The sequence below is a fragment of the Sulfitobacter sp. NFXS29 genome (assembly GCF_040148765.1).
In the GTDB taxonomy this organism is placed as follows: Bacteria; Pseudomonadota; Alphaproteobacteria; order Rhodobacterales; family Rhodobacteraceae; genus Sulfitobacter.
In genome coordinates, this window is record NZ_JAGDED010000011.1 from 69,873 (window position 1) to 81,953 (window position 12,081).

Sequence of the window (12,081 nt, forward strand, 5' to 3'; positions counted from 1 at the left end):
CATCTACTCCATCATTTCCAACGCAACCGCCGTGGCTTCGCCACCGCCAATGCAAATTGTGGCAAGGCCTCGTTTAACGTCATGAGTGCGCATCGCGTTCAGCAGCGTCACCATGATGCGGGCACCCGATGCGCCAATCGGATGGCCCAAGGCGCAGGCCCCGCCGTGAATATTCGTGGCGTCATGCGGAAGTCCCAGCGTCTTGATCGCAGCCATTGCAACAACGGCAAAGGCCTCGTTGACTTCGAACAAGTCGTAGTCGCCCAGCTTGGTGCCCGTCCTTGTCAAAAGCTTTTTCACTGCTCCGATCGGGGCTACGGGAAATTTGTCAGGGGTCTCGCCATGGCTTGTGTGAGCGGTGATCCGCGCCATCGGGGTTAGACCCATCGCTTCGGCCACACTGGCCCGCGTCAGGATCAACGCTGCCGCGCCGTCCGAAATCGAAGAGGCATTGGCCGCCGTCACGGTACCGTCCCTGGCAAATGCAGGACGCAAGGTGGGGATTTGGTTGCGTCTGGCAATTCGGGGCTGTTCGTCACTGTCGATGCGGCTCGTGCCGCTTCGGGTAGGGACATCCACCACCGCGATCTCGTCTTTCAGATGCCCATTTACCTGCGCCGCCAGGGCACGGTCCAAAGACTCAATCGCATAGGTGTCCTGCGTCTCGCGCGTGAAACCGTAGTCGACCGCACAACGTTCGGCGAAAACGCCCATCAGCGTGCCGGTCTCATAGGCATCCTCCAGGCCGTCGAGGAACATGTGGTCCTTGACCTCTGCATGGCCCATGCGCAGGCCTTGACGCACGCGTGGCATGAGGTATGGCGCATTCGACATGCTTTCGGTCCCGCCAACAAGCGCCACGTCGATATTGCCCGATCGAAGAACATCATGGGCCAGCATAGCCGCCTTCATGCCGGACCCACACATCTTGTTGACGGTCGTGGCCACCGCGGCTTCCGACAGACCCGCGCCCAACGCCACTTGGCGCGCCGGGGCTTGCCCTTGTCCCGCACTTAACACGTTGCCGAAGATCACTTCATCCACTGCTTCAGGGTTTATACCGGCTGCACGCAGCGCCGACACTGCCGCGATAGAGCCGAGCTGGGCTGCGGTCTTCCCGCTCACGTCACCCCCGAGACTTCCGATGGGTGTTCGCTTGGCACTCACAATAACAATTGGATCAGCTGACATCTTAATATCCTTATTGAGGTGCCATACGCAGTGCGCCATCCAACCGAATGACCTCACCATTCAGGGTCTTGTTTTCGAAAATGTGCCGAACCATTGATCCAAAGTCCGCCGGATCGGCAAGTTTGGCAGGGAAAGGTACGGTTGCTTCCAAAGCGACCCGCACCTCCGGTGCCACGCCGGACATCATCGGGGTGTCGAAAATGCCCGGCGCAACAGAGACTACCCGCACGCCGAGACTCGCCATGTCGCGCGCCGCCGGAAGCGTCATGGAAGCGATGGCCCCTTTCGATGCGGCGTAAGCGATCTGACCGATCTGGCCGTCATATGCAGCGATGGAGGACGTGTTCACAATAACCCCGCGTTGGCCGTGCGGGTCGGTCGCATTTCCGGCCAGATGCCCCGAGACCGCACGCATCAGATTGAACGTGCCGATCACGTTGACTTCGATGACCTGTCTGAACACATCCGCACTGTGCGGACCTTTGTGCGACAACAGCTTGCCTCCCTTCACGATGCCCGCACAATTCACCAGCCCCCAAATACCGCCAAAGTCCTCTGCGACTTGCGCACAGACCGCGTCCACAGCATCCGTGTCGGTGACATCTACACTGTATGCCTTCGTGTTTGCAGGAAGTGACGAGGCATTTATCTGCACCCGGTCAAGAGCAGCGACCGAATAGCCGTTGTCGGCAAGCATTCGCGCCGTCGTCTGTCCCAAGCCCGATGCCGCGCCTGACACGAGAATCGCATGTTGTTTCAAAATATTCTCCTCTTCCACGCACATCATAGCTTCAAAAGCACGGCATACAGTGCCAGTATTGGTCAACATGGTGACACAAAATGCCTCTCCCCCCATCGCCCCAACCTTTGTCAATGAAATCCTTGAATGTGGATTGCGGGCAGAGGTCGATATTCCTGATCTGCTGGCCCATCTCAATCTTCGTTATGACGACCTGGACTCGTTGTCGGTCGAGGCATTCGGCGCACTTTGGCTGGAAATGTCGTTACGGATAGGTGACGAGTTTTTCCGCCTCGGTCAGCGCCCCATGACGCCAGGCAGCTTTACCCTCATGGGTCACGCCGTGCGCGATGCCGGAAAATTCGATGTCGCCTTGCATCGCGCGTTGCGCTTTCTCAACGTCGTGATCGGTGAGCCAAATGCCGTCGTTGAAACGCATGGAACGAACTGCATTGTGCGGCTGGTGGAAACCGAGGGCCCCAGATCGGCCTTTGCATATCGCACCTACTTCTTGATTTTACACGGGTTGACTTGCTGGCTGGTGCGCGAACGTATTCCGTTGCAATCGATTAGGTTTCCTTGCCTGGAGCCATCGGCCAAGAATGATTACGGCGATTTTTTCGGTCTGCCGGTTCGGTTCGGCGCGCCGGATGCTGCGATTTCGTTCGATGCCAAATATCTGCGACGGCCCGTCCGGCGCACGGAACAGGAACTGAAGGTCTTTCTGCGCACGACCCCCGGTTCGCTCTTGCGCGGGTACCGCCCGGTTCTCAGCCTAAAACGCCGCATTCAGGATCTTTGTCTGAACGTGAGCTTTGATGAATGGCCATCAACGAAACAGATTGCCGAAAGCCTCGGGACATCGAAATCGACACTGCATCGGCGCCTAGCGGATGAGGGGCAGTCCATCCGGTCCATTAAAGAAGAGAAAAGGCGCTCACAGGCCGCTTACCTGCTCAAATACACCCAACACCCGATAAGCGAAATTGCCCGGTCAGTGGGGTATGCAGAAACCAGCGCCTTTCATCGGGCCTTTCGACGCTGGTACTCTTCTACGCCGGCGCAGATGCGCCGCGGCCAGTGACCTGTGCGATGTGGTCAACTACCAGTCCCGCTGTCGTGTTCATCCCGGTGCATTTTTCATGCGCTTCGTGGAAATACGCGCCACCATGTCGTCAAATGTTGGGAACTTTGCGACGGGGCCTATCCTGCGCGCGGCCAGCCTCTTGTTCCAGATCGTCAAGGACCTTCCAGTTTTCGAAGGTCACCGCGCCCGCTAGGGGACTTTTCACGGTTCTTGACGCGGAAAACGAAGGCAGGTCAGCCAACATGGTATTGACCGTGTCAACTCTGTCACCGCCATTGGTGCCAATCATGCCAGACGCGCCTCTATTGGCCCTCTCCGTCACGTATAGCCCGGCCAAATCATCAGCGGGCGCCGTGACCCGTCCGTTTTCGTTCGGGACAAATGTGGTCTGCCCTAGCGGGTCCCAGTCCCGCCAACTTTTGTACCCGATACAGCCCACGACAAGCCCACAATCCTGCGTTTCGGTCTGTCCCCTGGCAACAGCTGTCTACGCCCCGGGGGCGCCGCGCATGGCGGTGCGCGCAACACGACAGACCGCAGCCCCATGGCAGATGGACCTTCCAATTCAGCCAGACACGTCGCGCCAAGGGCAAGCTCACCGCGGCAAACCAATGTGTTAACCCCGGACAGGCTGCCGAACTTGCGCAACTCCTAGCCGATGAACCTGGCCTGTGCCGACTCCCCGCGGCCCAAGACATGCACCTCGCGGATAGAGCGACCGACACCAGTCTTGATCGTCGTTGTTCTAACCGGGCAACCCCTCCGACGCATCAGTCTTCGTTTGTGTGATCATTTGGCACCATAAGCATCGGCGGCCCTGTAAATGGTGAGTTCGTCGAAATGTCTGCCAATCAGCATTGCGCTAATTGGAAGTCCGTCAGACATTCCGCAGGGGAGCGCCATAGCCGGGTGACCCGACGCATCAAAGGGCGCGGTGTTCCCGACATTTTCGAACGCGCGCGCCAGATATTCGTCAAGTGGCGCATCGGCATCCGGCAGTTTCGGCGCTTTCATCGGTGTCGTGGGCATCAGGAGCAGATCGCATTGGGCGAGCGCCGCATCATAGGCCGCACGCAGGCGCCGGGATAGGTTCTGCGCCTTTGCATAGTAACGACCGCGATGATGGCGGATGAAGTATTCGCCCACGAACATCGAGACCTTAAGCGAATCCGAAAGCTCGTCCGCCTTTTCGCGCCAGGCGGCATGTGCGTCCAGAAGGCTGGTGGTATAAAGCCCCTCCCAGTTCATACCCATCCCGTTGCCATGCATCATTTGCCATTGCAGACCCTCAAGCGCGATGGGTGTCCAGATGGCGGGTCCGACAAGATGCATTGGGATCGAGATGTCTTCAACTTCGGCCCCCAGGGATTTGAGCTTGTCCCCCAACGCACGCACCGCGGCATCGACATCGGCGTCGCTGTTCGCAAAGCCGAAACCTTCCTTGACCACTCCGATTTTAAGCCCCTTCACGCCCATGCCAAGCGCGTCGGTATACTTGGCCGGTTTTGGAGCATACTGACGTGGATCAAGGCCGTCGGCCCCGGCGATCACTTCAAGCAACAGGGCGTTGTCTGCAACAGTCCTGGTCATCGGGCCCAGATGGTCGATGGTCGACTCGATCGGCATCGCGCCGGTATAGGGCACCAGCCCATGCGTCGGTTTCATCCCGAAGATGCCACAATAGGACGCGGGCAGACGAACCGAACCGCCCTGATCGCCGCCAATTGCCATATCGGCTTCGCCCAACGCAACGACAACGGCACAGCCGGACGAAGATCCGCCTGCCGAATATCCCATCTTTTGCGGGTTGTGGACAGGGCCGGTCGAGTTGGTGTGGCTGCCGCCCGAAAGACAGAACTGTTCGCAATGAGCCTTGCCCAGGATCGTGCCGCCTGCTTCGAGAATGCGGGTTACCACTGTCGCGTCCACGTCGGGCGAATAACCCTCGAGCGTGACGGACCCGTTCATCATTGGAACCCCCGCAACGCAAATATTGTCCTTGATTGCAAAAGTATGCCCCTTGAGCGGTCCGGTGTCCGCCCCCTTGATCTCGGATTTCACGTACCACGCGTTATGGGGGTTCTCTTCCGGCAACGGTCGGTGACCAGGCGTACGTGGAAATGCGACTTGTGGTTTCTCGTCTGGCAGCATGTCGATCAGATCATAGGCCTGAAAGTTGCCTTCCATAGAACTCATGAAGTCCCTAATCCGTTCGGGTTCCATCGTCATGCCAAGGTCTGTGACGATATCTTGCATTTGTTCAAATGTGGGTCGAGTGAGGGGCATGGTCTTTCCTTTCGCAAAAGTGAATTGGGTCTCAGACAGCATGATCACGCCCCGCCGCAAATGGCGGGTGGGCCGGAACATATCGGCAATCGTGTCGTTGTTGCTTAGCCGGGAGGGCAGTGTCCTGCCACGCGCGCCCGCAAAGGGCCCGTGACAGGTGTTTTTAGTTTACAGCGCGATCAATGGTGATCGGATCGTACCGGGCAACATGATGCTTGTGCGGCGGGTGGGCGAGGATCTCTTTCGCGCGGTCGTCCACACCGTCCGCATCCAGCATCTGCGACTGGGCCAGAACCACTTCCAGAGCCGTTACGAAATGTTCGTAATAGCTCCAGTCATCCGGTGTATAGCCAGGGTTTGCAGCTTCCCAAGTCTTGATGGCATCGGTCAGGGCCTCTTGAAAGGTCGACCATCCGAACTCCCCGGCCTCGCAGGCCGCCACGGCAATCGCGAAAACGCGCAGTTCCCAAGGCTTGTTGAACGGGGCCTGCCCCTTGCGCTGGCTCAGGATCTGCGCGAGATCACCTTCCTGCGCGAGCGGAATGTCTTCGACCCTATTCATTGCGGGTTCCTGGCCAGTCCGGTTCCGATCATTGAATCGCGGGTCACCAGCGCGGCCAATTCGTCCTCGCTCATCCTCTCCGTTCCCTCGGGTCGTTTCGGCACCATCCAGTATCGGATTTCCGAATTGGAATCCCACACGCGGATTTCAACGCCGTTGTCCAGCTCAAGCCCGAAATCCTCTTTCAGGCAAAGCCGGGGTTCACGCGTGATACGGGACCGATATGGCATGGACTTGAACCAGTTGGGCGGCAGGCCTAGAACCGGCCACGGGTAGCACGAGCACAGGGTGCAAACGACAACGTTGTGAACGTCATCGGTATTTTCCAGCGCGATCATATGCTCGCCCTGAAGGCCACCAATACCCAGCTCGCGGCACGCCGAGGTTGCATTTTTCAGCAGGCGTTTCTTGAAATCTGTGTCGGTCCAGGCCTTTGCCACAACCTTGGCGCCCAGTTGCGGGCCGACTTCGTTCTCGTATAGCTCTGCGAACTTGTCGACGCCGGCTTCGGACATAAGCCCCTTTTCCGTAAGGATCGACTCGATCGCCTTAACGCGCGCTGCGATTTCATCATCTGTCTTTGGTTCGTGTACCAGATTGACCCGAGTCATTTGGAGCCTCCTTCTGCAAGGGTGATATAGGGTTCCCACATATCGACATATTGGGACACGCCCGGATCGCCGACGCCTTCCCCAAGGATATCGGCGTGTGCCAGGCGGATTGTATAAAGATGCTCAGCCGTCTCGGCCTCGCCGTTGGCGGTTGTGTCCGGGAAAACATGCGGTCCGTGATGTAGGACAATCTCGCCCACACAGCCCATCGCATAGCGCGGACGACGGTGGTGAATGCTGGGCATGGTATCGTCCACCCGGACCATATCGCCAACTTTGAACTTCGGTTGCTGCTCCAGTTCCCGCGCCGATGAAAAACCGTTCTCTACGGCCCAAACGGCAAAGTCGACCAGCGCCGGGTCATCATTTGGCGGAAGCGGCACGTCCGGGTATTCAAGATAATAGGCCGTTCGCTTGTCGAGATCGGCCTGGGTCCAGTAACCCTTTTTCTCCCCGATCTGTTCGGTCGCTTCGACCCAGTGTTCGTAGTACCGGGCAGTAAAATAGTGAACCGGGTGCATTTTTTCGAGGTGCTTTCGGAACTCATCGAGTCCGAACATCCCACCGCGTGCCGAAAACGGGAACAAGGCCCAGGCGTGTTTTTCCCATTCAGCGTGATAACTGGGTTCCCAGGCAGTCGGGCCAACCGGCCCCATACCTTCCATGAAACCTAGATCATGGACTCCAATCATTGTGTCTCTCCTGTTGTTTATTTGTTGGTTGTCGATTTTGTCGGCCGTTTGCGCAGATGCAAAGGCGGGCATCACTTCTGCGATGACGGCAGGTCAGAGCGCCGGTTCGCCGTGGTCTTTTCGTCTCAGGCGGCGCTCAGCAGACGTTTTTCCAGAAAAATCGGGCATTCAGTCTTGAAGGTTTTCGCAACGGCCAAAACAGCCAGATCAACAAGGGGTTCAAGAAAGATCACCGTCAGGTATGCCGCGCTGAAGGTCGCTACGGATTGAACAGTTTCGACCGTGAAACCATGACCGTAGAAGGACCAGAACATCACCCATGCGACAATGCCTGACTGAAAGGTCGCCGACAGCGTCAGAACTTGGCGATATTCAAGATCGACATAGCGCGTGCCGGGTTTGACCACCTGGCGCGCCACGGCATCCATAGCAAAGAGCGGCACCAGGAGCGTTGTCAGGTTCATTCCGTATTGAGGAAGATCAAAAGGCGCGAAAATCCCACCCTGCAACAACAGGCCCGAGGCCAGACCAACCCCGGCCGGCACGGCTCCAAACAACAGGAACAGCGTGGACCCCAAAATAAGGTGCACTTCAGAAACCCCCACAGGAGGATGCGGGAGGAGTTGGAAGAAAGCCAAAACCAAACCAGTGGCAATCACGCTTCGTGTCGCCGTAGCCGCCGGCCCGGACGTGCGCAACACTTCCGCCGAATACTTGAGGCCATATCCCGCAGTTACAACCGCAGTCGCGTAGCCGAGCAGAGATTTAGCCCCGTCAACAATACCAGGTTCGATATGCATGTGTTTCTCCTCTGTTGGTTTTACCTTGATTTCATGCCTTTAGGCAATTTTTGTCGCGAAAGGTTGCTGTCCCGAGATGAAACAGCGGTCCTGTCCTGCTGCAGATCGAGCCTATCGATTCGAAGCCAGTCGCCCTCGCATTTTTACTATCGTTTGATACTAATGCAAGTAAAACATTCCAATTTCGTAATGATTCAACGCCTAGAACCCGTGCTTTCGGGTTCCAACGTATCGTTATCTCCTATTGACAATAGGGCCTATCTGAACAGGTCGTTCCAAGTAAAAGCATCGGTGCCGCCGACGCATGTCGCGGAACGTTCACGGACTGCAAATTTGATCTGAACAGTTAGGTTAACGCGGATGACGCGCAATAAAAACTTGAATTCCGAACATTTCCATTAGATACGATTTGAACGCTTTCGCCTTTGGTCATGATTCGGATTTATCGCCCTGAATCGCTGGTGCTACGAGACAAGGATGCATTTGTGAGTGACAAAATCAAAACCAAGATCAGCCTCCTCGTGGCCAGCCTGAACCGGCAACTGGAAAAAGAAGTCGAGGAAAAACTGCGCCATATGAATCTGCCAATCGAACAGGTTCGTGTACTGGATGCGTTGACGGGCAGTGCGGATAAAACAGGAATGACGATGTCTGAACTGGCACAATACGCGGTCGTCGATGCGTCGACCTTTACCAAGGTCATTGATCGGATGGTTTCGGACAATCTGGTTTACCGGGCCGCAGATTCCAATGATCGCCGCAAGATACGTATTCTTCTTACAGGGCGGGGCGCGGCCGTTTTTTCCGAGTTGCGCCCCCTGATCGACAAACAGGAAGTCGAGCTGCGCCAGATTATCTCCGAGGTATCGGGTGACGACGCACTGACTGATCTGGTCGTTGCCGTGCTTGAGCAACTTGGTGATCGGCCACAAATCTCAGGTTCTTCCGGATCGCGGGGCTGACCGGCATCACCTGTCCGCAAGGCACCGCCAGTGTACATGTCAAAAGACATGCCTTGTGACCTCATCAGTGTTAGTATCTTCGATCACAGAAAGACCAGAAACTGAACACACGGCCTAACACAAAGACACGTACCCAAGCCAGAGACGCACGGTTTGGTACGCTAAAAAATATGTTGTGACATCCCCTTATGGTGATAGCCTTCTCGGTAGAAATCACTGACGCGCGGAAAGAGGAGTAAATGTCCAAAGCCAAGTTCGGGTTGCTCATCTCACAGTCAGGGCCGACAGGTCTGTGGGCACCATCCTCGATCAATTCGGCGGTGCTGGCGGCAGCAGAGGCAAACGCAGCCGAAGGCATCTTCGGAAGCGAGGTGGAACTGTTGATCCGTGATGCTGGCTGGGCAAGTGAAAGCGCCGTGACTGCCGCGCAGGACATGGTTGACAATGGCGCCTCAGCAATCGTGGGTATGATGGCCTCGAACTCCAGACGCGGTGTATCTTTCGCCCTCGCCGGAAAAGTGCCGTTCATCTACACTCCCAACTTTGAGATGGACACACCCGAGCCGACAATTGCAACCGGTTCTACCGATGATCTCTTGATCGAACCATTTTTGGAATGGATCGAACAAAACTTGGGCGCGCGAAGGTTTTTCATCGTTGGCAGCGATTACCGCTGGCCGCGCAGAACCATGCCGATGTGTGCAAAAATGATCACCTCAAGGGCGGGCCAAGTCGTAGGCATGATGGCTCGGCCGATCGGCACAGAAGACACCTGGGATGACCACGCTGTAGAGACGATCAAGCAGGCGAATCCTGACGTCGTTATCGTATTTCTCGTGGGAGACCAGAGCATTCCATTCTATCGCGCATTCGCAAGGGCCGGACTGTCGAAAATGATACCGCGGTGCGCCATAGCAACAGATGAATCCGTGCTTTGCGCATTGTCACAGAACGAGTCGGATGGGCTTTATGCTTGTGCCAATTATTTCGCTTCGGCACGCACAACCCCCAACTGTGGGTTTATGGAAAGATATTGGTCAACTTTTGGTGAATATGCTCCAATTCCAAATGCTTATGGTCAATCATGCTACGAAGGCCTCAACTTCGCCTTTGCGCTCGCAAAAGCTGCGACCTGTGGTTCGGCGCAACCGTTGCTCACGTTACCCCCCAGGAAGGTGTCATTTAAATCGGCACGGTTTGACACGAAAGATGCAAACCTTGGAACCCGAAAACCGGTGCTGGTCGCACAAGCCAAAGGGATGTGCTTTGATGTGTTGGCACGCCTTTAAGCGATGGTATCACGTCTTTTGCCGCGACAGGTCCATCTCTTCTCTCAGAGGCGTTTGGGTGCTGCTTTTGGTTTACGCAGCTTCGGGACCCAGTTTTTTGGTGACACGCTCGAAGTTATCGAGGATGCTGCCGATCTTTGCCCCATCCGGGTCGAACTGTCCCCAATACCACTCCAGCATCTGGCCGTGTTCTTCGTGCTTGGGGTCGACCATGGCTAAGTCAGCGTAGCCGGGAAAGCCACCCACGTCTTCCGGAGGGCAAGCATCGATGGCCCTGACAAGGCGTGGACAGGCGGCGCCGGCGATGGCACTATCGATCTTCTCGATCCTGATCACGTGGTGCCAGTTGTCGCCAGAGTCATAGATGTAACGGATGGTCTTGGTTCCCACGTCTTCGATCACGTCAAACAGGCTGGTTTTGCTGGCGGGCATCGTACCGCGATGTCCGCGATCTCCTGGCCGAACGTGGAATTTATGTTGATACAGTGCCGGTTTATCGTTGGATTCAGAAATTTGGGCCCGAAGCGATCAAGAATGGTTACATCTGCGCCCAATCCAACAGCCATCTGTGCGGCGTTGAAACCGACAATTCCGCCTCCCACGACGATGACACTTGCGGGCCGTACTCCGGGATTTTCGCAAGAATTATCTGATCAGTGCCGCGCGTAAGGAATCCGGAGTCATCCACCGCAATCCTTGAAGGACATCTCGCCTCAGGCGCCATGTAGCGGATACGGAAGCGCCTGTCGCGGCCTGCACGCAAGCATCGTCGCCCAAAATTCAGAAATCCTCCTCAGCCAGCCATTCAGCGGGCTTTGCCGATTTCGGTTGCTTCGGGTACCTCGATCAGGCGGCCAGTGTGGCAGTCGTAGATAAACCCGTAAATTGGAATCCGCGCCGGGACGAGCGGATGGGAGCGGATACGTTGCACGTCCATCACGACGCTCTTTATGCGGTCAGATATTGTCAGCCAATCGATGAACGCGCCCTCGGTTGAACCAGTTCCGGGTCCATGGTCATGCCACCCATGCTCATTGAGGGCTGCCGTCTCCAAGCTTGACGCAAGAAGATCACACATCACCTCGTTGGTGAAGGTCTCCATTCCGCAGTCAGTGTGGTGAATGACGAACCACTCGCGCGTTCCTAGCAGCTTGTACGAGATCACAAGAGATCGGATTGCATCGTCGCTGGCACGCCCCCCGGCGTTGCGGATTACGTGGGCATCACCTTCGGCAAGACCCGCGTATTTTGCCGGATCCAGCCGTGCATCCATACAGGTCAGGATCGCGAAGTTGCGCGCCGGTGGCATCGCAAGCTCGCCGTTGTCGAAGCTTTCGGCATAGTCTGAGTTCGCACTCAGGATCTGGTCGAGTATCTCGCTCATCTTTTTGCTCCAATAATCAGCGACCACGTGCCCACAAATGCGGACACACAGAAGTTTTAGACCGTCAACTGTGCACGGATATCAGCGACATCGAAATGCGCACGCTTCTCGAAGATTTTCCCGTCCTTGATGGTCAGCAGGCAGAAAACCGAGATCTGGACATCCTTGCCATGCGGCTCGGTGCCCATGGTCGGTTTTTTCTGACCCTTGGCGTGGAAAATCAGGTAGACGGCCACCTTGTCCCCTTCGGCGATCATCTGCTCGACAGGGAACTTGAAGGATTCGAAGGCGTCAAACGCCGATTTCTCGGAGTTCACGAACCCTTTGACACCGGGCTTGGGCGTGTCCACCTGACTGTAGAAGACGAAATCCTCATGGCACAGGTCATCCAGCGCGGCGAAATCCTCGCGATTGATCGCGTTATAGAATTTCTGGCAGAGTTCTTTGTTTTCTTGGATAGACATGGAGTTATTCCTTG

Annotated in this window: 14 protein-coding genes and 2 pseudogenes; 4 read left to right on the forward strand and 12 right to left on the reverse strand. The window is 56.4% G+C overall.

The window, feature by feature from the left end:
- Positions 1–3 precede the first annotated feature (3 nt).
- Positions 4–1,191 (reverse strand): acetyl-CoA C-acyltransferase, encoded by a 1,188-nt coding sequence (locus J3456_RS16165; protein ID WP_349581167.1) that lies wholly within the window; start codon positions 1,189–1,191, stop codon positions 4–6.
- A gap of 10 nt (positions 1,192–1,201) precedes the next feature.
- Positions 1,202–2,020 carry an SDR family NAD(P)-dependent oxidoreductase gene (locus tag J3456_RS16170; RefSeq protein WP_349581168.1) on the reverse strand — a complete coding sequence of 273 codons (819 nt, stop codon included), beginning with the start codon at positions 2,018–2,020 and terminating at the stop codon, positions 1,202–1,204.
- Between J3456_RS16170 and J3456_RS16175 the strand changes: the two genes are divergently transcribed.
- Complete coding sequence (locus tag J3456_RS16175; RefSeq protein ID WP_349581169.1) at positions 2,019–3,014, forward strand: AraC family transcriptional regulator; 996 nt, start codon at positions 2,019–2,021, stop codon at positions 3,012–3,014. The genes J3456_RS16170 and J3456_RS16175 overlap by 2 nt on opposite strands.
- 91 nt (positions 3,015–3,105) lie before the next feature.
- Here the strand turns inward: J3456_RS16175 and J3456_RS16180 are convergent, their stop codons facing one another.
- The 6 genes from J3456_RS16180 to J3456_RS16205 form a co-directional block, all read right to left on the reverse strand.
- The gene (locus J3456_RS16180) at positions 3,106–3,306 is read right to left on the reverse strand and encodes a hypothetical protein (RefSeq protein ID WP_349581170.1); all 201 of its coding nucleotides are present in this window, start codon (positions 3,304–3,306) and stop codon (positions 3,106–3,108) included.
- Positions 3,307–3,806: 500 nt separating this feature from the next.
- Positions 3,807–5,345 (reverse strand): amidase, encoded by a 1,539-nt coding sequence (locus J3456_RS16185; protein WP_349581171.1) that lies wholly within the window; start codon positions 5,343–5,345, stop codon positions 3,807–3,809.
- Between the two features lie 121 nt (positions 5,346–5,466).
- Complete coding sequence (locus J3456_RS16190; RefSeq protein ID WP_349581172.1) at positions 5,467–5,865, reverse strand: nitrile hydratase accessory protein; 399 nt, start codon at positions 5,863–5,865, stop codon at positions 5,467–5,469.
- Entirely contained in the window at positions 5,862–6,476 is a 615-nt protein-coding gene (gene nthA, locus J3456_RS16195) for a nitrile hydratase subunit alpha (protein ID WP_349581173.1), read from the reverse strand. The genes J3456_RS16190 and nthA overlap by 4 nt, the downstream gene beginning before the upstream one ends.
- Positions 6,473–7,168, reverse strand: coding sequence for a nitrile hydratase subunit beta (gene nthB, locus J3456_RS16200; protein WP_349581174.1), 696 nt, complete (start codon positions 7,166–7,168; stop codon positions 6,473–6,475). Before nthB ends, nthA begins: the two co-directional genes overlap by 4 nt.
- Before the next feature lie 125 nt (positions 7,169–7,293).
- On the reverse strand, positions 7,294–7,968 hold the full coding sequence (locus J3456_RS16205) for an energy-coupling factor ABC transporter permease (RefSeq protein WP_349581175.1): 675 nt from the start codon (positions 7,966–7,968) through the stop codon (positions 7,294–7,296).
- A 485-nt stretch (positions 7,969–8,453) separates the two neighbouring features.
- Here J3456_RS16205 and J3456_RS16210 point away from each other — a divergent pair, with 485 nt between their 5' ends.
- Together J3456_RS16210 and J3456_RS16215 are read left to right on the forward strand one after the other, a co-directional pair.
- Complete coding sequence (locus J3456_RS16210) at positions 8,454–8,930, forward strand: MarR family winged helix-turn-helix transcriptional regulator (protein ID WP_349581176.1); 477 nt, start codon at positions 8,454–8,456, stop codon at positions 8,928–8,930.
- A 239-nt stretch (positions 8,931–9,169) separates the two neighbouring features.
- Positions 9,170–10,219, forward strand: coding sequence for a substrate-binding domain-containing protein (locus J3456_RS16215; RefSeq protein ID WP_349581178.1), 1,050 nt, complete (start codon positions 9,170–9,172; stop codon positions 10,217–10,219).
- Between the two features lie 72 nt (positions 10,220–10,291).
- Here the strand turns inward: J3456_RS16215 and J3456_RS16220 are convergent, their stop codons facing one another.
- Entirely contained in the window at positions 10,292–10,651 is a 360-nt protein-coding gene (locus J3456_RS16220) for a plasmid pRiA4b ORF-3 family protein (RefSeq protein WP_349581179.1), read from the reverse strand.
- On the opposite strand from J3456_RS16220, the pseudogene J3456_RS16225 reads away from it, so the two are divergent.
- Positions 10,651–10,740: pseudogene (locus tag J3456_RS16225) on the forward strand (IS6 family transposase); the annotation flags it as partial. The gene J3456_RS16220 and the pseudogene J3456_RS16225 sit on opposite strands and share 1 nt — an antisense overlap.
- A gap of 33 nt (positions 10,741–10,773) precedes the next feature.
- On the opposite strand, the pseudogene J3456_RS19455 reads toward J3456_RS16225, so the two are convergent.
- The 3 genes and pseudogenes from J3456_RS19455 to J3456_RS16240 all read right to left on the reverse strand — a co-directional run.
- Positions 10,774–10,821 (reverse strand): annotated as a pseudogene (locus J3456_RS19455) (hypothetical protein); the annotation flags it as partial.
- 203 nt (positions 10,822–11,024) lie between these two features.
- Entirely contained in the window at positions 11,025–11,603 is a 579-nt protein-coding gene (locus J3456_RS16235; RefSeq protein ID WP_349581180.1) for a beta-class carbonic anhydrase, read from the reverse strand.
- Positions 11,604–11,659: 56 nt separating this feature from the next.
- Positions 11,660–12,067 (reverse strand): ester cyclase, encoded by a 408-nt coding sequence (locus tag J3456_RS16240; protein WP_349581181.1) that lies wholly within the window; start codon positions 12,065–12,067, stop codon positions 11,660–11,662.
- Between the last annotated feature and the right edge of the window lie 14 nt (positions 12,068–12,081).

Coding starts and splice junctions, on each gene's coding strand:
- nthA (WP_349581173.1), bottom strand. CDS start 6,476: ATGACTCGGGTCAATCTGGTACACGAACCAAAGACAGATGATGAAATC.
- J3456_RS16165 (WP_349581167.1), bottom strand. CDS start 1,191: ATGTCAGCTGATCCAATTGTTATTGTGAGTGCCAAGCGAACACCCATC.
- J3456_RS16205 (WP_349581175.1), bottom strand. CDS start 7,968: ATGCATATCGAACCTGGTATTGTTGACGGGGCTAAATCTCTGCTCGGC.
- J3456_RS16185 (WP_349581171.1), bottom strand. CDS start 5,345: ATGCTGTCTGAGACCCAATTCACTTTTGCGAAAGGAAAGACCATGCCC.
- J3456_RS16190 (WP_349581172.1), bottom strand. CDS start 5,865: ATGAATAGGGTCGAAGACATTCCGCTCGCGCAGGAAGGTGATCTCGCG.
- J3456_RS16215 (WP_349581178.1), top strand. CDS start 9,170: ATGTCCAAAGCCAAGTTCGGGTTGCTCATCTCACAGTCAGGGCCGACA.
- J3456_RS16180 (WP_349581170.1), bottom strand. CDS start 3,306: ATGATTGGCACCAATGGCGGTGACAGAGTTGACACGGTCAATACCATG.
- J3456_RS16220 (WP_349581179.1), bottom strand. CDS start 10,651: ATGCCCGCCAGCAAAACCAGCCTGTTTGACGTGATCGAAGACGTGGGA.
- J3456_RS16170 (WP_349581168.1), bottom strand. CDS start 2,020: ATGTTGACCAATACTGGCACTGTATGCCGTGCTTTTGAAGCTATGATG.
- J3456_RS16235 (WP_349581180.1), bottom strand. CDS start 11,603: ATGAGCGAGATACTCGACCAGATCCTGAGTGCGAACTCAGACTATGCC.
- J3456_RS16240 (WP_349581181.1), bottom strand. CDS start 12,067: ATGTCTATCCAAGAAAACAAAGAACTCTGCCAGAAATTCTATAACGCG.
- nthB (WP_349581174.1), bottom strand. CDS start 7,168: ATGATTGGAGTCCATGATCTAGGTTTCATGGAAGGTATGGGGCCGGTT.
- J3456_RS16175 (WP_349581169.1), top strand. CDS start 2,019: ATGGTGACACAAAATGCCTCTCCCCCCATCGCCCCAACCTTTGTCAAT.